The organism is Variovorax sp. E3 (assembly GCF_016082275.1).
Classification (GTDB): domain Bacteria; phylum Pseudomonadota; class Gammaproteobacteria; order Burkholderiales; family Burkholderiaceae_C; genus Variovorax.
In genome coordinates this window covers 1-20,507 of the sequence record NZ_MOWM01000150.1, presented here as the reverse complement: position 1 = coordinate 20,507, position 20,507 = coordinate 1, and the positions used below count along the sequence as shown (strand labels likewise).

Annotated in this window: 18 protein-coding genes and 2 pseudogenes; 17 read left to right on the top strand and 3 right to left on the bottom strand. The window is 69.1% G+C overall.

What is annotated here, in order from left to right; genetic code table 11:
• The coding region (locus BMG07_RS33175; RefSeq protein WP_198088063.1) for an efflux transporter outer membrane subunit at window positions 1-634 on the top strand (634 nt) is incomplete at its 5' end.
• 6 nt (window positions 635-640) lie between these two features.
• On the opposite strand, the gene BMG07_RS33170 is transcribed toward BMG07_RS33175, so the two are convergent.
• Together BMG07_RS33170 and BMG07_RS33165 are read right to left on the bottom strand one after the other, a co-directional pair.
• Entirely contained in the window at window positions 641-1,948 is a 1,308-nt protein-coding gene (locus tag BMG07_RS33170) for a hypothetical protein (protein ID WP_198088062.1), read from the bottom strand.
• A gap of 26 nt (window positions 1,949-1,974) precedes the next feature.
• On the bottom strand, window positions 1,975-2,514 hold the full coding sequence (locus BMG07_RS33165) for a hypothetical protein (RefSeq protein WP_198088061.1): 540 nt from the start codon (window positions 2,512-2,514) through the stop codon (window positions 1,975-1,977).
• Window positions 2,515-2,696: 182 nt separating this feature from the next.
• Here BMG07_RS33165 and BMG07_RS33160 point away from each other — a divergent pair, with 182 nt between their 5' ends.
• From BMG07_RS33160 to BMG07_RS33150, 3 genes and pseudogenes are all read left to right on the top strand, one after another.
• A complete protein-coding gene (locus BMG07_RS33160; protein ID WP_269759632.1) occupies window positions 2,697-3,272 on the top strand; it encodes an RNA polymerase sigma factor in 576 nt (191 codons plus the stop codon).
• A 31-nt stretch (window positions 3,273-3,303) separates the two neighbouring features.
• On the top strand, window positions 3,304-4,077 hold the full coding sequence (locus BMG07_RS33155; protein ID WP_198088059.1) for an anti-sigma factor domain-containing protein: 774 nt from the start codon (window positions 3,304-3,306) through the stop codon (window positions 4,075-4,077).
• 90 nt (window positions 4,078-4,167) lie between these two features.
• Window positions 4,168-4,946: pseudogene (locus BMG07_RS33150) on the top strand (SGNH/GDSL hydrolase family protein).
• A gap of 30 nt (window positions 4,947-4,976) precedes the next feature.
• On the opposite strand, the gene opgC reads toward BMG07_RS33150, so the two are convergent.
• Complete coding sequence (opgC, locus tag BMG07_RS33145) at window positions 4,977-6,119, bottom strand: OpgC domain-containing protein (protein ID WP_198088058.1); 1,143 nt, start codon at window positions 6,117-6,119, stop codon at window positions 4,977-4,979.
• 174 nt (window positions 6,120-6,293) lie between these two features.
• Between opgC and BMG07_RS33140 the strand changes: the two genes are divergently transcribed.
• The 13 genes and pseudogenes from BMG07_RS33140 to BMG07_RS33080 all read left to right on the top strand — a co-directional run.
• Window positions 6,294-12,314: an MG2 domain-containing protein gene (locus tag BMG07_RS33140; RefSeq protein ID WP_198088057.1), complete on the top strand. Its 6,021-nt coding sequence runs from the start codon at window positions 6,294-6,296 to the stop codon at window positions 12,312-12,314.
• A 46-nt stretch (window positions 12,315-12,360) separates the two neighbouring features.
• Complete coding sequence (locus BMG07_RS33135) at window positions 12,361-13,011, top strand: hypothetical protein (protein ID WP_198088056.1); 651 nt, start codon at window positions 12,361-12,363, stop codon at window positions 13,009-13,011.
• Window positions 13,012-13,050: 39 nt separating this feature from the next.
• Window positions 13,051-13,563: a tyrosine-protein phosphatase gene (locus BMG07_RS33130; protein ID WP_198088055.1), complete on the top strand. Its 513-nt coding sequence runs from the start codon at window positions 13,051-13,053 to the stop codon at window positions 13,561-13,563.
• On the top strand, window positions 13,560-14,231 hold the full coding sequence (locus BMG07_RS43265) for a VOC family protein (RefSeq protein WP_269759631.1): 672 nt from the start codon (window positions 13,560-13,562) through the stop codon (window positions 14,229-14,231). The genes BMG07_RS33130 and BMG07_RS43265 overlap by 4 nt, the downstream gene beginning before the upstream one ends.
• A complete protein-coding gene (locus tag BMG07_RS33120; protein ID WP_198088054.1) occupies window positions 14,228-14,869 on the top strand; it encodes a hypothetical protein in 642 nt (213 codons plus the stop codon). Before BMG07_RS43265 ends, BMG07_RS33120 begins: the two co-directional genes overlap by 4 nt.
• Before the next feature lies 1 nt (window position 14,870).
• Window positions 14,871-15,311, top strand: a complete 441-nt coding sequence (locus BMG07_RS33115; RefSeq protein WP_198088053.1) for a hypothetical protein — start codon at window positions 14,871-14,873, stop codon at window positions 15,309-15,311.
• Window positions 15,312-15,352: 41 nt separating this feature from the next.
• Entirely contained in the window at window positions 15,353-15,703 is a 351-nt protein-coding gene (locus BMG07_RS33110) for an NIPSNAP family protein (RefSeq protein ID WP_198088052.1), read from the top strand.
• A 106-nt stretch (window positions 15,704-15,809) separates the two neighbouring features.
• Window positions 15,810-16,178 (top strand): nuclear transport factor 2 family protein, encoded by a 369-nt coding sequence (locus BMG07_RS33105; protein ID WP_198088051.1) that lies wholly within the window; start codon window positions 15,810-15,812, stop codon window positions 16,176-16,178.
• Window positions 16,179-16,185: 7 nt separating this feature from the next.
• Entirely contained in the window at window positions 16,186-16,614 is a 429-nt protein-coding gene (locus BMG07_RS33100) for a hypothetical protein (protein WP_198088050.1), read from the top strand.
• 138 nt (window positions 16,615-16,752) lie between these two features.
• Complete coding sequence (gene blaOXA / locus BMG07_RS33095; protein ID WP_198088049.1) at window positions 16,753-17,628, top strand: class D beta-lactamase; 876 nt, start codon at window positions 16,753-16,755, stop codon at window positions 17,626-17,628.
• A gap of 11 nt (window positions 17,629-17,639) precedes the next feature.
• On the top strand, window positions 17,640-18,794 hold the full coding sequence (locus tag BMG07_RS33090) for a serine hydrolase (RefSeq protein WP_198088048.1): 1,155 nt from the start codon (window positions 17,640-17,642) through the stop codon (window positions 18,792-18,794).
• 70 nt (window positions 18,795-18,864) lie between these two features.
• Window positions 18,865-19,782: a LysR family transcriptional regulator gene (locus tag BMG07_RS33085; protein WP_198088047.1), complete on the top strand. Its 918-nt coding sequence runs from the start codon at window positions 18,865-18,867 to the stop codon at window positions 19,780-19,782.
• A 143-nt stretch (window positions 19,783-19,925) separates the two neighbouring features.
• Window positions 19,926-20,507 (top strand): annotated as a pseudogene (locus tag BMG07_RS33080) (hypothetical protein); the annotation flags it as partial.

Sequence of the window (20,507 nt, the reverse complement as noted above, 5' to 3'; positions counted from 1 at the left end):
GCCGACCTCGGACACAGCGGCACCGGCCACGGCCGCCCAACTGCTGGTGCCGCCGCCCGACCTGCCGTCGAGCGTGCTGCACCAGCGCCCCGACGTGCGTGCCGCCGAGCACGCCCTGCGCGCGAGCAACGCCGACATCGGCGCGGCGCGCGCGGCGTTCTTTCCGCGCATCGCACTCACTGCGTCGGCGGGCACGGCGAGCAGCATGCTGTCGGGCCTGTTCGCGGGCGGCAGCAAGGCCTGGAGCTTTGCGCCTTCGGTGAGCGTGCCGATCTTCGACGGCGGCGCCAACCGCGCGAACCTGCGCGTGGCCGAGACGCAGCAGAAGATCCAGATCGCCACCTACGAGAAGGCGGTGCAGACCGCGTTCCGCGAAGTGGCCGACGCCCTGGCCGAACGCCGCACGCTGGCCGAACGGCTCGACGCGCAGCGCTCGCTGCTGGGTGCCACGTCGCGCAGCTTCGAGCTGTCGCAGTCGCTGTTCCGCAGCGGCGCGAGCAGCTATCTCGACGTGCTGGACGCGCAGCGCGCCTACTACGCGGCGCAGCAGACGCTGATCGGGCTGCAGCTCACGGAGCAGACCAACCGGTTGTCGATCTACAAGGCGCTGGGTGGGGGCTGGAAGGAAAGCTGAGCGGGGTCAGGCGGCGGGCGCCGGCCGCAGCAACCACCGCACTTCCTGCGTCTGCTCGCTGTCCGGGTAGCGCGCTTCCATCGTCGTGAGAATCGGCTGCGCCATGTCCGAGCGGCCGAGCCCCTGCACCAGCGCGCGGGCGGCCAGCTCATAGGCCTGCGGAATGGCTTCGTGGCCACGGAAGCGCTTGTCGAAACCCGACAGCAGCGCCAGCGTGGCGTGCGCGTCGCCGTTGCGCCATTCGGCGCGCGCCATCGCGATCACCATCGCCGGGTCGTCGAGCGAGAAGGCCTTGTCCTTCTCGCGGCAGGCCTTGAACACCTTGAGCGCTTCCGACGCCAGGTCGCGCCGCATCAGCAGCGGAATGAAGCGCCGCGCCTGGTCGAGCATGGTGTCCTTCTTGTCGGGCATGAGCGCCAGCACGCGGTGGTAGCGGCGCTGCGCCGACAGGTCGTCGGACGCGGCGGTGCGCTGCGCTTCGTAGGCCGTGCCCAGCGCGGCGGCCAGGTCGCCCTCGGTGATGTACTGCGCCACCTCGGCGTCGGTGCGCTGCGACGCGATCTGCTCGGGCGTGCGGCGGTCGGCGGGGGCGCCGCTGTCGATGTCGCTGCCGGGCACGGCGTCGTAGCCGAAGGCCTCGTGGTGCTGGAACATCACGTAGCCCAGCAGGCTTGCCATGACCCAGCCGAAATAGATGAACGCGAAGTTGGCGATCGGCAGCACGATGCGCCCGTCGAGCATCGGCAGCACCATCGACAGCGCAATCTGCGCGCCCGAGCTCAGCAGGAACAGGAAGAAGCACAGCAGCGCATACGGCCAGCCGATGATGCGCATCGCGTCGATCACGTGGCCCGGGCTCATGGCCTGGAAGAAGCTGCCCGACTGCACCAGCACGATCACCGCCGCCGGGAAGGTGAAGGACATGACGAACAGCCCCACGGTGCCCAGGATCGGCGCGTACCACGCGAGCCAGCCAATCAGGAAGGCCTGCGCCAGCGAAATGGCGAACAGCTTCCACGGCAGGTAGGTCCACTCGTCGCTCGACTCGCGCCCGAAGTCGGCCGAGTCGCGGATGCCGCGCGCGCCCAGCGCGATGATCTTGAAGCCGTAGCGGCTGGCCGCCAGCATGATGCCGATCTCGATCAGCACCAGCGCCAGCGCGTTGGGCAGGAAGAAGATGCCCTCGTACAGCAGGGCGCAGAACGACAGCACCAGGCCGTAGGCCAGCGGCCGCATCTGGAACGGAAAGGCGAAGAAGCTGTTGAGCCGGTGCCAGAACGGCGGAGGCGGTGGCAGCGAATCCCTGGCGATCATGGTGACGACTCCCCTGCGTTGCTTTTTTACTTGCGGAAAAACTCGCCCTGGCTCATGACGCCGCGCCCGCCGAAGCGCGCCACGGTGTTGTCCTCGGCATGCACCAGGCGCATCTGGCCGAGCTCGCGCTCCAGGCGCTGGTTGAAGCTGGTCTTGAGCTGGAACGCCGACTCGCCCACCTTCAGCACGCTGGTGCCCTTGACCATCGCGCTGCGGCGGTTGGTGGCGATCTCGACGGAATCGATGTGGTAGTCGTAGTCGACGCTGAGCAGCACGCCCGTGCGGTCGGTCACCTCGCGCAGGTTCTCGAAGGTCTTGCGGGCGCCGGCGCACGCGCTCTCGCGGTCGTGGGTGCGCTCTTCGGTGCGGCCCAGGGCCGTGATGCGGGTCTCGATGACAGCCTTGCGGCTGAGCTGCTTGCACAGCCTGTCGGCGTCATGGGCCACGATGGCCATCGCCTCGTTCTGGTAGTAGTCGCGCACCATCGACTCGTCCAGCTTGCGACCGCCGATAAAGAAATACCACGCGCCCACGCAGAGCGCGACGACGATCGCAATTTGCTTCATTCTTCTCCACCCGCGCGCGCGGCCCCTTCCGGTTTTTCGGGGCAGTATACGTTCACATAAGTTCACAAATGTTTCGAGCGCTTGCCTTCGAACGGCCGGCAAGCCGGTGGCCTTTGGACTGAATCCGACCCGCGCAGCCGCCCGTATATCAGGCATGCGCACCGATGCCCGACAATCCGCGGATGACAGCACCCAGCCCCGACGCCGAACTGATGGCGCTGATCGACCGGATCGGCCATCGCGACGAAGCCGCCCTGCGCCTGCTCTACGACCGCACCTCGCCCAAGCTGATGGGGCTGGCGATGCGCGTCGTGCGGCAACGCGAATGGGCCGAGGACGTTCTCCAGGAAGCCTTTCTGACTGTCTGGCGAGTCGCGGGCGACTATCGCTCGTCGCTGAGTCCGCCGCTGGCGTGGCTGGGGCTGATCGTGCGCAGCCGGGCGCTCGACCTGCTGCGCCGTCGCACCGCCGACCGGGCCCAGCTCACCCAGGAATTCGACGAGCTGATGGCCGACACCCTCGAGTCGGACGCCGCCAACCCGGCGGACACGGCCGATGCCAGCGAGCAGGCGTGGGCGCTGCACCAGTGCCTGAGCCAGCTCGAGGGCCGGCAGCGCGAGGTGGTCAGCCTGGCCTACCTGCGCGAAATGAGCCACGGCGAGCTGGCCGACCAGCTCAAGCTGCCGCTGGGCACGGTCAAGACGTGGATCCGCCGCGGGCTGGAGAAACTGCGCGCCTGCATGGGACGTTTTGCATGAAGGCGATGACGACGAAGAAGGCGGTTTCCCAATGAATCTCATCGCACACCCCGAACTGCTCGAGCTGCTGGCCGCGAGCCATGCGCTGGGCACCCTGCGCGGCGGCGCCCGTCGCCGCTTCGAGGCCATGGCCCGCGAACAGGCGCCGGTGCGCGCCGCGGCGCTGGTCTGGCAAGGCCGGCTCGCGAGCATGACCGAGCTGCAGCCCTCCGTCACGCCCGACCCGGCCGTGTGGACCCGCATCCGCAACATGATCGACGCCGAGCAGGCCAAGATCGCCATCGAGCGCCAGCGCGACGCCGCCAACGCGCGCGCCGCCGACAAGCAACAACAACAGCAGCAGCCGGGCGGCTGGCTGCGCAGCCTTGCGCTGTGGCGCGGCGCCACGGCGGCCGGCGCGCTGGCCACGGTGCTGGCCGTGGTGGTCGGGCTCAACCTGCGCGACCAGCTGCACAACGCCCCGGCGGTGCAGTACGTGGCCGTGCTGAGCGACGACAAGGCCGCGGCCTCGATGCTCGTGACCTTCGACCCCAAGAAGAAGCAGCTGGTGCTGCAGCGCGTGGGCGGCTTCAACGAGGGCGACGACAAGTCGCTGCAGCTGTGGGCCCTGCCCCCGGGCGGCGCGCCGCGCTCGCTGGGTGTGCTGGACAACGCCCCGGGCCTGCGGCTGGCGGCGTCGGAATCCGACGTGCATGCGGTGCCCGCGCTGGCCATCTCGCTGGAGGCCAAGGGCGGTGTGCCGGTGGGCAGCGGTCCGAAGGGGCCGATCCTGTTCAAGGGCGCGCTGATCGAAAAGACAATCTAGGGCTTGCGTGTCAACGGCCACGCGCCTTGGGGCGTCGTGATAGAAATCACGTTTGCATTTCGTCCTTCCCTGGTCCTTCCGATGCCCTCGATCAAAACCGCGCTCGCCGCGGTCGCCCTGCTGACGGCGGCGCTCGCCGCGCACGCCCAGCCCGCCTTCTTTGCCCAGGAGTCCGAGACGGCGGCCGCCGAGGCCGCCTCCGCGCGCGATTCGCGGGACTACCTGGCCGCCAAGGAGCGCTGGCACAACGAGCTCGCCGCCTTCGCGCGCGCCGACCAGGAGCACTTTCCCGCCCCCGGCGGCGTGGTGTTCGTCGGCAGCTCCACGGTGCGCATGTGGACCCGCCTTGCGCAAGACTTCGCGCGCGTGCCCGGCGGCGTGGTCAACCGCGGTTTCGGCGGCTCCACGCTGAACGACTGCAGCCTGTTCGCGCGCGACCTCGTGGTGCGCTACAAGCCGCGCCAGGTGGTGGTGTACGCGGGCGACAACGACCTGGCCGAGGGCCGCACGCCGCTGCAGGTGCTCGACAGCTTCGCGCGCTTCGCCAACGCGGTGCGCGCCGAGTTGCCGGACACGCGCATCAGCTTCGTCTCGGTCAAGCCCAGCCCGTCGCGCGAGCAACTGCTGCCGCAGATCCGCGAGACCAACCACGTGGTCTCGGCCTACCTCAACCTGCTGCCCAACAGCGAATACATCGACATCTACACGCCCATGCTCGGCGCCGACGGCCGCCCGCGCATGGAGCTCTTCCGCGGCGACAAGCTGCACATGACGGACGAGGCTACCGCCTGTGGCACTCGGTGATCGCGCCGCACCTGCCGAGCATTCCGGCGGCGCCGGTGGCGCCGGTGGCGTCTTCCCAGCCCTGATTTCCCGAGCCTTGCGCGCTCGCTGCGTGTTCAGGCCCGTGCCGGCTGCGTCGGCACGTCGTCCGCCGGCGGCGGCACGTCGGCCCCGCGCGTGAAGCGCGCCACGAAATACATCCCCGCGAACACCGCCAGCAGCAGCAGCCCGTCGCCCCACCAGGGCCGCGCGGTCTGGCTGTCGCCGTAGAAGGTCAGCACCAGCAGCACCGCCACCAGGTGCGCGCAGAACACCGGCAGCGACGCCGAGCCCATCGCCTCCAGCCAGTGCAGCCGGGGAATGCGGCGCATCAGCCACGGCCCGAAGCGCACCGCCAGGATGCCCAGCGCCACCAGGTTCACCAGCCGCAGCGGGCCGAGCTGCCACTTGTCGAACAGCAGGTTCAGCTCGACGTCGCCGCCGAACGGCGCCTGTCCGTTGATGCCGTGGTGCCGCCAGTACAGCCCGTACAGCGCGGTACCCGCCGCCAGCACCAGCAGCCACGCCGGAAAGCGCAGCGGCCTGGCGCCGGGCCCGGTGCGCGTGGCGCCGATGCACAGCCCGGCGAACCACAGGAACTGCCAGGCGTAGGTGTTGAACGCGCCCATCTCGTGGAACGGCACCGGCACGCCCAGGTGGCGCACGGCCAGCCCGTACACCCATTCGCTGAGGCCGAACTGCGCCGCCGCCCACACCGTGGCGCTCACCGCCATCACCCACGACCAGCCGTGGCGCATGGCGAAGGCCAGCACCCACGGGCTCATGAGCATGAAAAAGATGTACATCGGCAGGATGTCGAGCAGCGCCGGCTCGTAGATCAGCAGCAGCCCGTACAGGAAGCCGTCGCGCGGCTCGGCCAGGTAGTACGACACCAGGTTCTTCACCGCCGGCTGGTCGATGTGCAGCCCCAGCGCCGCAATCACCGTGAACAGGAACAGCAGGATGGCCGCCTGGCACAGGTAGACCTTCACCACGCGCCGCCAGAAGGCCTGGCGCATCGAGTCGACCCCGCGCGCATAGCCGATGCGGCTGTACACCAGCCCGGCCACGAAGGCCGACAGCAGCACGAAGCCCTCGGCGGCCGAAACGAAACCAAAAGGCTGACCCAGCGGATCGGTCAGTCGCGTGGGCAGGTGGGTGACGGTCATGAGCACGAGCATCAGCCCGCGCAAGGCGTCTATTTCCCAGTAGCGTTTCATCGGTCGGCGGCGAGGTCTTGGTGGCGGTCCGCGCGGCACACGCACGAGGGCTTCGATTGTAAGAAGACCGGCGTACCCGCGCAGCCGACACGAAGGACATATGACCGTTGGCACTGCCGAACCGTCGTTCAAATCGGCTACGCTGCGCGCTGCCTTAGGTGGAGATACAAAAAAGTGAACCGTTTCCTTCCAACATTGCTCCTGGCCGGCGGCGCCCTTCTGGCCGGCCCGAGCCATGCCCTGCAGATCACCAGCCTCTCGCCACAGGGCGAGGTGGCGCGCGTGCGCCAGATCGTCGCCAAGTTCGACCAGGCCGCCGTCAACTTCGGCGACCCCAAGGCCCCCGCGCCGCTGACCGTGAGCTGCACCGACGCGCAGGCCGGCAAGGGCACCGGCCGCTGGACCGACGCCAAGGCCTGGGTCTACGACTTCGAGAACGACCTGCCGCCCGGCGTGCGCTGCACGGTCACGCGCGTTCCCACCTTCAAGCCCGCCAGCGGCGGCGAGCTGACCGGCCCCGAGCGCTACCAGTTCAACAGCGGCGGCCCGTTCGTGCGCAACTACATGCCGGGCAGCTACAGCCGCATCGACGAGCAGCAGATGTTCGTGCTCGAGCTCAACGGCGCGGCCACGCTGGACAGCGTGCGCCAGAACGTCTGGTGCTCGGCCGACGGCGTGGGCGAGCGCATTCCGGTCAAGCTGCTCGACGGCGACCAGCGCGCCGGCCTGCTCAAGGCCTTCGGCCGCGACAAGGCCGCCGAGAAAGACCCGCTGCGCTTCATCACCCTGCAGTGCAACCGCACGCTGACGCCCGGCGCCAAGGTGCAGGTCGTCTACGGCAAGGGCGTGGCCACGCCGTCGGGCGTGGCCAACAACGTGGAGCGCCGCCTCGAGTTCCAGGTGCGCGAGCCCTTCGCGGCGTCGTTCACCTGCGAGCGCGAGAACGCGCAGGCCGCCTGCCTGCCGCTGCGCCCGATGCAGCTGGAGTTCAACGCGCCGGTCACGCGCAAGCTCGCTTCGCAGATCGTGCTCAAGAACAAGGGCGAGAGCATCAAGGCCCAGATCGCCAACGACAACGGCGGGCAGAGCGACGACGACGTGGTCAACGGCGTGTATTTCGGCCCGCCGCTGGCCGAGAGCACGCAGTTCAGCATCGAGCTGCCCGCCAAGTTCGAGGACGCCTCGGGCCGCCCGCTGGCCTCGCCCGGCAGCTTTCCGCTGAAGGTGGCCACCGGCATGATGCCGCCGCTGGCCAAGTTCGCCGCCTCGCCCTTCGGCGTGGTCGAGCGCCTGGCCGAGCCCGACACCCCGGCCATGATGCCCGTCACCGTGCGCCGCGTGGAGCCGCAGCTGATGGTGAACGCCCTCACGCCCGGCAAGGTGAGCGACATGAACCCGAAGACCGACGCGGAAATCATCGCGTGGTTCCGCAAGGTGCGCCGCTACGACAGCTACACCATCTCGCGCGAACAGGCGCGCAAGGACGTGAAGGGCCCGCTGCCCCCCGTCATCGACAAGGACGACAAGACCTCGCTGCAGACGCGCATGCTCTCGCTGCTGGCCGGCCAGCCGGGCGTGAAGGCGCTGGACATGCCCAAGTCGGACGCGGGCGACCCGCGCCCCTTCGAAGTCATCGGCATCCCGCTGACGCCGGGCTTCCACGTGCTGGAGATCGCCTCGCAGAAACTCGGCGAGGCGCTGCTCGACGAGCGCTACGAAGCCGGCCGCACGATGTACGTGCGCACCACCGCGCTGGCCACCAACCTGGCCGTGCATTTCAAGCTGGGCCGCGAAAACTCCATGGCCTGGGTCACCACGCTGGACAAGGGCAAGGTCGTGGCCGGCGCCGAAGTGCGCGTGTCCAGCTGCGACGGCAAGGCCGTGGCCTCCGGCACCACCGACGCCAACGGCATCGTCATGCTCAACGGCATTTCGCCGCAGGCGCCGACGTGCAACAGCCGCAACGAATACGACAGCGGCGCCTGGTTCGTGAGCGCGCGCGCCAAGGACGACAAGGGCGTGGAAGACCTCGCCTTCACCTGGAGCGACTGGCAGCGCGGCATCGAGCCCTGGCGCTTCAACGTGCCGACCAACCTGCAGGCCGAGCCCGACCGCATCGCCCACACCATCTTCGACCGCACGCTGCTGCGCGCCGGAGAAACGGTGTCGATGAAGAGCCTGATCCGCACGCAGACCAGCAAGGGCTTCGGCCTGCCCGAAAACCGGCCCGACACGCTGGTCATCACCCACACGGGCAGCGGCCAGCGCTTCACGCAGCCGCTTGCCTGGCGCAAGACCGCCACCGGCGGCCTGAGCGCGGAAAACAGCTTTGCCATTCCGCCGGCCGCCAAGCTCGGCGTGTACGAGGTGGTGCTGCGCACCGGCGGCGGCAAGGACGGCGACAGCGAAGGCGGTGACGGCGACGAGGGCTATGCCCGCAGCTTCAGCACCGGCATGTTCCGCGTCGAGGAGTTCCGCCTGCCCGTGCTCGAAGGCCGCATCGCGCCCACCGAGAAGAAGCCCCTGGTGGCCGCCACCAGCGTGCCGGCCGACGTGCAGATCAACTACGTGGCCGGCGGCGGCGCGGCCAACCTGCCGGTGCGCGTGTCGGCCATGGTGCGCGGCAAGAGCCTGAGCTTTTCCGACTACGACGCCTTCAGCTTCAACCCGCCGCGCGCCACGCAGGGCGACGGCACCGAGGCCGCCACCGCCGCGTCGGGCTCCAGCGCCGGCGAGGAAGACCTCAACAGCGTGAACGACACCCGCGTGATCGCCGACAAGCTGCCCGTCACGCTCAACAAGGACGGCGCAGGCAAGGTCACCATCGACAAGGTCCCCAAGGTCAAGGCGGCGCGCGAGCTGCTGCTCGAAGCCACGTATGCCGACCCGAACGGCGAGGTGCAGACCATCCGCAGCACGCAGACGCTGTGGCCCGCCTCCGTCATTGCCGGCATCAAGACCGAGGGCTGGGTCTCGACCAGCCAGAAGCTCAAGTTCCAGGCGCTGGCGCTCGACCTCACGGGCAAGCCCCAGGCCGGCGTCACGCTCAATGTGCGCGCCGTGGCGCGCATCACCACCACCAGCCGCAAGCGCATGGTGGGCGGCTTCTACACCTACGACAACAAGACCGAGACCAAGGACATCGGCACCGTGTGCAGCGGCAAGAGCGACGCGCGCGGCCTGCTGCTGTGCGAGTCGGAGCTGAAGGAAGCGGGCGAGGTCGAACTCGTCGCCAGCGCCACCGACAGCGACGGCCGCGACGCCAAGGCCGTGAGCTCGGTCTACGTGACCAAGCAGGGCGAGCTGTGGTTCGGCGGCGAGGACAACGACCGCATCGACGTGCTGCCCGAGAAGAAGAGCTACCAGCCCGGCGAGGTCGCCAAGTTCCAGGTGCGCAGCCCGTTCCGCTTCGCGACAGCGCTGGTCGCGGTGGAGCGCGAAGGCATCATCGAGACGCACGTGGTGCAGCTCGACGGCAAGGACCCGACCGTCACCCTGCAGGTCAAGCCCGAGTGGGGCCCCAACGCCTATGTGAGCGTGCTCGCGCTGCGCGGCCGCCTGCGCGAAGTGCCGTGGTACAGCTTCTTCACCTGGGGCTTCAAGTCGCCGCGCGAGTGGTGGACCGCCTTCTGGTACGAAGGCAAGGAATACGTGGCGCCCACCGCCATGGTCGACCTGAGCAAGCCCGCCTACCGCCTGGGCATGGCCGAGATCCGCGTCGGCACGCGCGCCCACCAGCTCGACGTGACCGTCACCAGCGACAAGCCCAGCTACCCGATCCGCAGCAAGGCGCAAGTGACCATCACCGCCAAGCTGCCCGACGGCAAGCCGGCCGCCGGCGCCGAAGTGGCGCTGGCCGCGGTCGACCAGGCCCTGCTGGAGCTGATGCCCAACGACAGCTGGAACCTGCTGAACGCGATGCTGCAACGCCGCAGCTGGGGCGTGAGCACGTCCACCGCGCAGATGGAAATCGTCGGGCGGCGCCACTACGGGCGCAAGGCCGTGCCCGCCGGCGGCGGCGGCGGCAAGGGCCAGACGCGCGAGCTGCTCGACACCCTGCTGGTGTGGAACCCGAAGGTGGTGCTCGACGCCAACGGTCAGGCCGTGGTGACGGTGCCGCTGAACGACGCGCTCACCACCTTCAAGATCGTGGCCGTGGCCGATTCGGGCACCAGCCTGTTCGGTACCGGGCAGGCGAGCATCCAGGCCACGCAAGACCTGCAGATCATCAGCGGCCTGCCGCCGCTGGTGCGCGAGGACGACCAGTTCCGCGCCCAGATCACGCTGCGCAACACCACGCAAAAGCCCATGAAGGTCGAGGCCACGCCGCGCGCCACCCTGCTCACGCTGGAGCCGCAGACGGTGGACATCCCGGCCGGCGAAGCGCGTGAAGTCGCCTGGACCGTGACCGCGCCCGCGCAGCTCGCGCAGACGCGCGCCGAAGCCATCCTGTGGGAAATCGAAGCCAAGGACACGCTCGGCGGTGCGAGAGATGCGCTCAAGGTGCGCCAGCGCATCGTGCCTTCGGTGCCGCTCACGGTGCAGCAGGCCACGCTGGTGCAGGTCGACGGACCGTTCACGCTCGACGTGGCGCCGCCCGCCGACGCCCTGCCCGGCCGCGGCGGCCTGAAGATGTCGCTGCAGCCCAAGCTGGCCGAAGGCCTGCCGGGCGTGCGCGACTGGTTCGCCAACTACCCCTTCATCTGCCTCGAACAGAAGACCAGCAAGTCGGTCGGCCTGCGCGACGCGAAGATGTGGCAGGGCGTGCTGGCCACGTTGCCCACCTACCTGGACAGCGACGGCCTGGCCAACTACTTCCCGCCGCGCGACGGCGAGGCCAACCGGGGCAGCGACATCCTGACGTCGTACCTGCTCGCGGCCACCCATGAAGCCGCTTCGCTCGACCCCGCCTTCGCGCTCGCCGACGACGTGCGCGCGCCGATGGAGTCGGGCCTGATCGCCTTTGTCGAAGGCCGCATCACGCGCGAGTTCTGGAGCCCGCGCAAGGACCTGGACGTGCGCAAGCTGGCCGCGCTCGAGGCGCTGTCGCGCTACGGCAAGGCCAAGGGCAGCATGCTCGGCAGCATCACCATTGCGCCGAACCAGTGGCCCACCAGCGCGGTGATCGACTGGCTCAACATCCTCAAGCGCGTGAACGACGTGCCGCAGCGCCAACAGCGGCTGGACGAAGCCAACAACGTGCTGAAGGCCCGCCTGTCCTACCAGGGCACCAAGCTGATCTTCAGCACCGAGCAGGACGACTACTGGTGGTGGCTGATGACCAACGGCGACGTCAACACCGCCCGCCTGCTGCTCAGCGTGATGGACGACCCGGCCTGGAAGGACGACATCGGCAAGCTCGCCAACGGCTTCATCGGACGCCAGCAGAACGGCGCGTGGCACACCACCACCGCCAACCTGTGGGGCGGCCTGGCGCTGGAGAAATTCAGCAAGGTGTTCGAGAGCACGCCGGTGTCGGGCGTCACCGCCGCCACGCTCGGCGCGGTGAAGGCGCAGGTCGACTGGAGCCGTGTCGAGCGCGTGAAGGCCAGCGACCCGGCCGGCGCGCCCAACCAGACCACGTTCTTCGGCGCGCCCGCTTCGCCGGGCAACCTGAAGAACAACACGATGTTCCTGCCGTGGGCGGCGTCACCGTCGGGCGCGCCCGTGCGCGACACGTTGCTCGTCACTCAGCAAGGCACCGGCAAGCCGTGGCTCACGCTGCAGTCGATTGCCGCCGTGCAACTGAAGGCGCCGTTCGCGGCCGGCTACGCCATCAAGAAGACCGTGACGCCGGTCGAGCAGGCGGTGGCCGGCAAGTACACGCGCGGCGACGTGCTGCGCGTGAGCATCGAGGTCAACGCCAGCACCGACATGACCTGGGTCGTCATCAGCGACCCGATCCCGGGCGGCGCCACCATCCTGGGCAGCGGCCTGGGCCGCGACTCGCAGATCGCCACGCAGGGCGAGAAGAAGAGCGGCGCGGGCTGGCCCGCGTTCGAGGAGCGCAGCTTCGAGGCCTTCCGCAGCTACTACGAGTACCTGCCCAAGGGCGTGGTGAAGATGGAATACACCGTGCGCCTGAACAACGTCGGCGACTTCGCGCTGCCGCCGAGCCGCGTCGAGGCGATGTACGCGCCGGAGATGTTCGGCGAGTCGCCGAATGCGCGGGTGAAGGTGGAGGCGGCGAAGTAGAGCGCCCGCCGACGACACGACAACACGACAACAAGGGAGAACAGCCATGGGATTGGCCATCAGCGTCGGCAGGCTTGCCGACTTTCTCGAACACGACCCGGAAGGTGCCGAGTGGTTCGAAGGCGACTTCGACATCGTGAACCAGGTGCTGGCGGCGGCGGACCTGCCGCCGCACGCCGAGCCGCGCGAACTGCCGCCCTTGGACTTGCGCGCATCGCTGCGCGGCTTTCCGTATTCGTTCATTCACTACCTGCGCCGCGCGTATGCGCATTGCGTGGTGTCGCCCGGCTGGACGGCAACGCCCGTGGCGGACGGCGTCGACCCTTCGGAAGACCCCGCCATCCAGGCCGCGCTCGACGTCGTCGAGAGCCACCTCATCTGCCACTCGGACGCCGAAGGCTTCTACGTGCCGGTCGACTTCGAGGACGTGCTGTTCTCCGAATCCGAATCGGAAGACGAGGCGCTGACCGGCGGCATGCTCGGCTCGTCGTACCGGCTGCGCGACGAGTTGGTGCAGGTCGCGCCCGCGCTGGGCATCACGCTGATCGACGGACAGCTGTCGGACGAGGAAGCCGCGCGTGTCAATGCGCTGGCCGTGAAGGACGAAGGGCTGCACCGCGAGTACGCCACGTGGATGCTGCTTTACGAAATGGCGCGGCTGAGCATCGCGCACAAGACGGCGATCGTTTTTTCCTGAGCGCGACCTGTTCGATCCGGCTGGAAAATCTCCAAGGCCATGTTCGAAACAACCATCCATTGGGTCAGGGACATCGCGCCACACCGTCTGGGATTGATGGCGCGTCCTCGCGGCGGCGACGCGCTCCACGAGGAAATCGCCGCTTGGCAGCGTGCGTCTCTTGCCACAGTGGTCTGCCTGCTTGAATCACATGAGATCCGCGAACTCGACCTCAAGGACGAGCCAGCGCTCTGCGCCGAGCACGGCATTGCATTCCGGCACTTCCCGATCCCGGACCGTGGCACGCCGAACTCGCGGCAGGAAACTGTTGCCTTGCTGACTGAACTGAACGCCGAACTTCGCAGCGGAAAAGCAATGGCCATTCATTGCCGTGCGGGCATCGGTCGCACCGGCCTGATCGCTGGTGCCCTGCTCCATATGCTGGGCGTTCCAGGCAAGGACATCTTTCCGCTGCTGAGCCGCTCACGTGGCGTCGAGGTGCCGGACACGCAGGCACAGGCGGAATGGGTCGCGCAATATGCGCTGGGCACGCGCGGCCCACACATGCGATGAAAAAACACATCCGCATCGGCCGCGCACCCATCGCCCCACGCGAAGGCGAAAAATCCGGGAGCGAAGAATCCCTCTCGTGCCCCAAGCCCTGGGACGCGCTCGAAGAAACCGCCGCCCCCGGCGTGCGCTACTGCAGCGACTGCCTCCAGAACGTCTTCGAAGCCGACACCACCGAACAGGTCCGCGAAGCCGCGCTTCAGCACCGCTGCGTCGCCGTCGCGCAAGACAGCGCCTATTTCAGAGAACGCAATGACACCATGAGCCCCTCCCCCACCGCGCGCCGACTGGCCACCGTCACCCTGCTCGTTCGCGACTACGACGAAGCCATCCGCTTCTTCACCGAAGCGCTGCGCTTCGAGCTGGTCGAAGACACCCCGCGCGGACCCGGCAAGCGCTGGGTGGTGGTCGCGCCCGCGCGCAATGCGGGCGCCGCGCTGCTGCTGGCCAAGGCCGTGACCGACGACCAGGAGGCCGTCGTCGGCAAGCAGGCCGGCGGCCGCGTGTTCCTGTTCTTGCAGACCTCGGACTTCGCGTCCGACCATGCCCACATGGCGGCCCACGGGGTGCGCTTTCTCGAAGCGCCGCGCCACGAGCCGCACGGCATCGTGGCCGTCTTCCAGGACCTCTGCGGCAACAAATGGGACCTGATCCAGCCCGGCGACGCATGAGCAACAGCAGCATCAGCAGCAGCGACAACGACGGCACGTCCGCCGCCAGCCCCGGCCGCATCTTCTTCACCGGCAACCCCTGGCCCGAAGGCCACCCGGTGAAGGAGTTCCGCTGGACCGCCGCCGTGCGCGACGGCCGGGTGTGGTTCGACCTGCACCTGCGCAGCGACGACTACGAGGCCAAACGCGAGATCGAAGACCCCGAGGAAGAAGAGGAAGAAGAAGAGGAAGAGGACGCACGAGGCGAAGACGGCGAGTACCGCGGCGACTGGCAGTCCGCCGGCGTGTGGACCAACTACCACCGCTGCACGCTCTCGTCGACGAACTGGGGCCAGGGCGACGGCTTCGCGGTCTGCGCGCGGGCCGACTACAGCCTCGACAAGCTCGACGGCCTCGAACTGAGCGTGGACGACCCGCCGCCCGACGACATCGAGGACAACGTCTTTCACATCTACCTGCTGGGCCACGACGCGGCCGCCGCGCACCGCATCCGCTTCGACCGCATTCCGGGCAGCGACCGCTTCAACATCACCTGGACCGGCCAGATCGCGCTGGCCTACACGGGCGACCTTGCGTACAAGTACGAGTTCGCCGCCCACCTTTATGACGTGGCGGCGCCTCGCCTGCCCGCACCCTGACATGAACAAGACCCGCCTGGCGCTCGTCGCCCTTCTGCTGCCCCTGTCCTTGTCCGCGCTGGCCGCTTCGGGCGACGCGGCCCCGTCGGTCGACTACCGCTGCCTGACGGAGTCGGCCGCGCAGTCCATCCGCCTGGAGTGGCGCATTTTTTCCGACCCGAACAGCAACTGGTCCGGCGGCTACGTTCGCTACAAGGGATCGACGCGCGTGATCCCCATCGTGCCGGTGAAGACCGAAACCGGCGACAAGCCCGAAGGCCGCCCGTGGGAGTTCACCACCACCTGGATCGAGATCGTCGACGGGCGCATCGCGGGCCAGTACGTGGTGACGACGCAGGGCGCGAACATCTACGGCTTCGACTACAAGAACCTGCGCAACGGCAAGCAGTATTCGTTCTCGCAGGACGTGGGGGCCGACGACGGCAAGAAGTGCAGCTGGTAGCGCCCGCGAACCCGGCCGCCCCTGAAACAAAGGAAGCACGCATGAACCGACTTCTCGAAATCCGCACCTACCGACTCAAGCCCGGCACGCTGGACGAGTTTCACGAAGCGATGCACACGCGCGCCGTGCCGATGCTTCGCGGCAAGGGCATGGACGTGGTCACCTACGGCCTGTGCGACCACGAGGAAGAGACCTACCACCTCGTGCGCGCCTATGCGAGCCGCGAGGCGCTGGAGACCGAGCAGGCCGCGTTCTACGGTTCGGCCGAGTGGCGCGAAGGCCCGCGCGCGGCGCTGGTCGACCGGATCGAGACGTACCTCAACACCTTGCTGTGGGTACCCGCCGAGGCCGTCGACGGCATGCGCGGCCTCAACCCACCCGCCGCCACTTGAGGCGCATCGAGACGAGCAAAGCAACCGCGTCGCGCGCAATGTCGACCACCCGGTAACACGCCCGTCGGCCTACACTGCCCTCCCCCTCTTCCTCAGGAGACAAGCCATGACCACGCTAGAAATCGCGAACCAACTCGTCGCGCTGTGCCGGCAGGGAAAGTTCGAGGACGCGAAATCGCTCTATGCCGACGACGCCGTGAGCGTCGAGGCGGGCGCGCCGCCGGGCCAGCAGCGCGAGGCCGTGGGCCTTGCGGCCATCGAGGCCAAGGGCAAGTGGTGGAGCGACAACCACGAGGTGCATTCGTTCAAGATCACCGGCCCGTGGCCGCATGACGACCGCTTCATCGTCGGCTTCGATTTCGACGTGACCATGAAGGCCACGGGCCAGCGCTTCCAGATGGAAGAAGCCGGCTTGTACACGGTGCGCAACGGCGCGATCGTGCGGGAAGAATTCTTCTATTCGATGGGCGCCTAGCCCCCACGTGGCCGCCGCTGCACCGGATGCCGGCCCCGCCCCGGCCTGTCCGCGCTGCCGGCCGGTGGCGCTGCGCCGGCTCGCGGAATCCACGCAGGCCATGGTGTTCTTCGAATGCCCGTCGTGCCGCCGCCAGTTCGCGCGCAAGCACGGCGGCGCGCTGGCTTACCGGTGGGGACACCCCGTCAGCCTCGCGCTCTACGGCGTGCTCTTCGAAGCGGCGCCGCTGACGGAAGCGCCGCGCATCGCCGAATCGCTGCGACAGGGCCGCACGCCCGAGGCCCTGGCCGCATTCGCCCAAGAGATCGAGCTGGAGCTTGCGCAACCCGTGCAGCAGGTCAGGGACATCCTGGGCAGCAAGGCTTCGGAGACCGCGTGCCGGGAATTCCTGGCGGCGGTTGTTCATCGGCTGAAAGACGCGTCGCCCGGCAGCTGAGAAACAAGCGCGCGTCGGCCCGCGCAACGGTTACGCCGGTTACGGCCGTGACAACACGCGCGGTCGCCCGCGTTGTCCTCGCGCGGCCATCGCCAGATGATCCGCGGCGTCACAATTTTCGCCGCCGCTTTTTTCTTCATGCCCACCTCCACACCCGACGAACAACGCCGCGCACTGCTGCTGCGCGGCGGCGCAACCGTCGCCGCCTTCGCCACCGCATGGCACGGCGGCCTCGCGCACGCGGCCACCACGCCCGGCGCCGCCATCGAAGAACGCGCGGACCTCGCCCGCCACTTCACCGCCGCGGGCACGCCCGGCACCTTCGCGCTGTTCGACGTCGCCACCTCGAAGCTCACGCTGGTCAACGGCAAGCGCGCGGGCCAGCGTTTCGTTCCCGCGTCGACCTACAAGATTCCCAACAGCCTGATCGCGCTGGAAACCGGCGCGGTGAAGGACATCGACGAAGTGCTGCCCTACGGCGGCAAGCCGCAGCGCCGCCAGGAGTGGGCGCGCGACATGAACCTGCGCGACGCGATCCGCGTGTCGAACCTGCCGGTGTATCAGGGCGTGGCGCGTCGCATCGGCCTGGCGCGCATGAAGGAATGGATCGCGCGCCTGCACTACGGCAACGAGGCGCTGGGCCCCGTGGTCGACCGCTTCTGGCTCGACGGACCGCTGAAGATTTCCGCCATCGAGCAGACGCGCTTTCTCGCGCGGCTCGCACTGCGCCAGTTGCCGCTGTCGGCGCGCACGCAGGACATGGTGCACGGCATCACCCTCATCGAGAAAACGCCCACCCACGCGCTGCACGCCAAGACGGGCTGGTACTACAAGCCGCCGGAATCGCTGGGCTGGTGGGTCGGCTGGGTCACGGCGGCCGATGGCGGGGTGAAGAGCTTCGCGCTGAACCTCGACATGCACGGCGAAGACGACGCGCCGAAGCGCCTGACGATCGGCCGGGCGCTGCTGGCCGAGCTGGGCGTGCTGCCAAGCACCGCCGCCGCACCGCGCTGAGGACACAAGGCATGCACCGCCACCGCATCGCACGGGCCTGCGCCGCTCTTGCGACGTTCGCGACGTCCGCGACGTTCGCAACGTTCGCCGCCCTCACCCCGTTCGCGGCCCATGCCGAGCCGCTGAGCTTCGCCACCCCGCCGGCCGACATCGCCGCGCGCGTGATGAACGACGCGCCCGGCAGCATCGTCGTCGGCGTGTCGCGCCAGGGGCATTCGCAGTTCGCCATCCAGCGCAACACCGTCGCGCAGCCCGGCACGGTCGAGGACACAAGCGCCGACGGCCAGCCGATCTTCGAGGTCGGCTCCATCAGCAAGCTCTTCACCGGCGTGCTGCTGGCGCAGGCGGTCGAGCGCGGCGACCTGTCGCTGGACGACACGGTGGGCCGGTTGCTGGCCGGGCAGGTCTCGCTGCCGCCCGAGGTCGCGGCGATCACGCTGCGCCGGCTGGTCACGCACACGGCCTGTCTGCCCGGCATGCTGCCGGACGCGCCGCCGCTGGCGGAGGGCGGCAATCCGTTCGCGCGCACCGACCGCGCGCGGCTGCTCACGGGCCTGTCGACGCTCAAGCTCGACCGCGCGCCGCCCTGCGCCGGCCCCTACAGCAGCCTGGGGCTGGGCCTGCTCGGCCAACTGCTGGCCGACCATTACGGCAAGCCCTGGGACTTGCTGGTGCAGGAACAGATCGCCGCGCCGCTCGGCATGAAGGACACGATGCAGCACCTGGGCAGCCCCGAGTCCGCGCGGCTCGCGCCGGGCTATGAAGACAGGGCCGCGCGCACGCCGTGGGACTTCGACGCGCTCGCGGGCGCCGGCGCGCTGCGCTCCACGGCGGCCGACCTGCTGGTGTTCGCGCGCGCGCTCATGGCCGGGCGCAAGGGCCCGCTGGGCGCGGCGGCCGAGCGCGCGCTGACGCCGCTCGGCCACGACGACAAGTACGCGCTGGGCTATGCCGTGCGCATCCGCGAGAAGGCCGGCCGCACGCTCTACTTCCACACCGGCCAGACCGGCGGCTATCGCGCGCTGCTGGTGTTCTCGCCGGCCACGCAGGAGGCGGCGGTGATGGTGGCCAGCAACACCACGGCGGCGGCGGCGCGCATGGCGGACGACATCACGACGACACCACCGCCGCCCGCGCATCGGCCGCCACGGCGCAGGCCGAGGTAGCGGCAGCGGTCAGGGCACGTGCCGAGGGCAGCCGCGCCGAATCCCGGCAAAATGCCCCGCAGGTGCCCTCATGAATACAAGATTTGTCGAAGCCTTTCTCTGGGCCGCGCGGCTGGGCAGCTTTCGCGCGGCCAGCGACCGGCTCCACATCACGCAGGCGGCCGTGTCCAACCGCGTCGCCTCCCTCGAAGAAGACATCGGCGCGCGCCTGTTCGAACGCGACGCGCGCGAGCTGCGGCTCACGCCGGTCGGCGTGCGGCTCATGGACTACGGCGAGCGGCTGCTCGAGCTGCGCCGCGAGATCGTCTCGCTCGGCCGTCCGCGCGAAGACATCCTCGGGCTCGTGCGCATCGGCGCCATCGAGACCGTGGTCCACACCTGGCTGCTGGGTTTTCTGACCAACCTGCGCTCGACCTACCCGGGCATCGAGGTGCAGCTGACCTCGGAGACCACGCGCGCGCTGCATCGCGGCCTGCGCGAAGGCGCGCTCGACATCGCGCTGCAGACCGACCACATCGCCGGCGCGGGCATCGTGAGCACGCCCTGCCTGCCGATGCCCATGGGTTGGGTCGGGCCGCAGGGCGCCGAGGGCGCGCAGACCGTCGACCAGCTGCTGCGCCAGCCCGTGCTGACCATGAGCCCCGGCTCGCAGCCGCACGAGGCGCTGAAGAACCTCTACCGCGCGGCGGGCATTCCGCTGGGCAAGGTGCACTGCGTGAGTTCGATCTCGGCGCTGGCGCGGCTGGTGAAGGCCGGCTTCGGCAACGCGCTGGTGCCGCTGCCGCCGGTGTACGAATACGTGGCCAGCGGCGAGGTGCGCATCATCGAGTGCGACGCGCTCATTTCGCCGCAGCGCATCGTGGTGAGCCACCTGGAGGCCGCCGACTCCGACGCGATCCGGCTCGTGGCCGAGCTGGCGTGCCGCGCGTCCGACCAGTTCACGGCGGCTGCCGTGGCACCAACCTGGAGCGCAACAGCAGAGGGTTAACCCTCGAAAAGTGCATTACCGCCCCACGAAGGGGCCAGTAATTCTTGTGGCTGTCGCCCAGAAAAACTCGTTTGTGACAGCACACCCCCGCGACGGAAGATCGCGCCTTCATTTTTCGAAGGCCCGCCCGCTCCTCCGCCGCCATGACCATATCCGACTCCCTTCACCCTGCTGACACCGCCGCGGCCGACATCAACGGCCTGCTGTTCGTCGCCTCCGACGTCGACCCCGCCGACGACGCCGACTTCAACCGCTGGTACGACCGCGAGCACGTGGAAGAGCGCGTGCGCATTCCGGGCTTCCTGTCGGGCGCGCGCTATTTCTCGCTCGAAGGCGGGCGCAAGTACCTGGGCCTGTACCGCACCGAATCGCTGGCCGTGTTCCGCTCCGCCGGCTACCGCGCCGCCTTCGAAAAGCAGACGCCGTGGTCGGTCGCCAACCTCGACCGCATGCGCCAGCCGATCCGCCGCGTGTGCGCCGTGCAGGCCGTCACCGGCTTCGGCAGCGGCAGCCATGCGGTGGTGCTGCCCCTTGCCCTCGCCGCCGATGCGACCGCGCTGGTGGCCAGCGCCGCGCGCGTCGGCCGGCAACTGGCCGCGCAGGCAGGCTTCGTGCAGTCGTACCTGCTGACACCCGACACCGCCCTCAGCACGCCGCTGCCGCGCGAGGCCACCGAGGCCGCGTGCTGCAGCCGATGCTGGTGGTCGAGACCAGCAGCGCCGACG

What these genes read in the sequence shown, in the direction of transcription:
- BMG07_RS33135 (WP_198088056.1), top strand. Translation starts at nt 12,361, where the DNA reads ATGGGATTGGCCATCAGCGTCGGCAGGCTTGCCGACTTTCTCGAACAC.
- BMG07_RS33130 (WP_198088055.1), top strand. Translation starts at nt 13,051, where the DNA reads ATGTTCGAAACAACCATCCATTGGGTCAGGGACATCGCGCCACACCGT.
- BMG07_RS33120 (WP_198088054.1), top strand. Translation starts at nt 14,228, where the DNA reads ATGAGCAACAGCAGCATCAGCAGCAGCGACAACGACGGCACGTCCGCC.
- BMG07_RS33165 (WP_198088061.1), bottom strand. Translation starts at nt 2,514, where the DNA reads ATGAAGCAAATTGCGATCGTCGTCGCGCTCTGCGTGGGCGCGTGGTAT.
- BMG07_RS43265 (WP_269759631.1), top strand. Translation starts at nt 13,560, where the DNA reads ATGAAAAAACACATCCGCATCGGCCGCGCACCCATCGCCCCACGCGAA.
- opgC (WP_198088058.1), bottom strand. Translation starts at nt 6,119, where the DNA reads ATGAAACGCTACTGGGAAATAGACGCCTTGCGCGGGCTGATGCTCGTG.
- BMG07_RS33110 (WP_198088052.1), top strand. Translation starts at nt 15,353, where the DNA reads ATGAACCGACTTCTCGAAATCCGCACCTACCGACTCAAGCCCGGCACG.
- BMG07_RS33090 (WP_198088048.1), top strand. Translation starts at nt 17,640, where the DNA reads ATGCACCGCCACCGCATCGCACGGGCCTGCGCCGCTCTTGCGACGTTC.
- BMG07_RS33160 (WP_269759632.1), top strand. Translation starts at nt 2,697, where the DNA reads ATGACAGCACCCAGCCCCGACGCCGAACTGATGGCGCTGATCGACCGG.
- blaOXA (WP_198088049.1), top strand. Translation starts at nt 16,753, where the DNA reads ATGCCCACCTCCACACCCGACGAACAACGCCGCGCACTGCTGCTGCGC.
- BMG07_RS33105 (WP_198088051.1), top strand. Translation starts at nt 15,810, where the DNA reads ATGACCACGCTAGAAATCGCGAACCAACTCGTCGCGCTGTGCCGGCAG.
- BMG07_RS33170 (WP_198088062.1), bottom strand. Translation starts at nt 1,948, where the DNA reads ATGATCGCCAGGGATTCGCTGCCACCGCCTCCGCCGTTCTGGCACCGG.
- BMG07_RS33115 (WP_198088053.1), top strand. Translation starts at nt 14,871, where the DNA reads ATGAACAAGACCCGCCTGGCGCTCGTCGCCCTTCTGCTGCCCCTGTCC.
- BMG07_RS33155 (WP_198088059.1), top strand. Translation starts at nt 3,304, where the DNA reads ATGAATCTCATCGCACACCCCGAACTGCTCGAGCTGCTGGCCGCGAGC.
- BMG07_RS33085 (WP_198088047.1), top strand. Translation starts at nt 18,865, where the DNA reads ATGAATACAAGATTTGTCGAAGCCTTTCTCTGGGCCGCGCGGCTGGGC.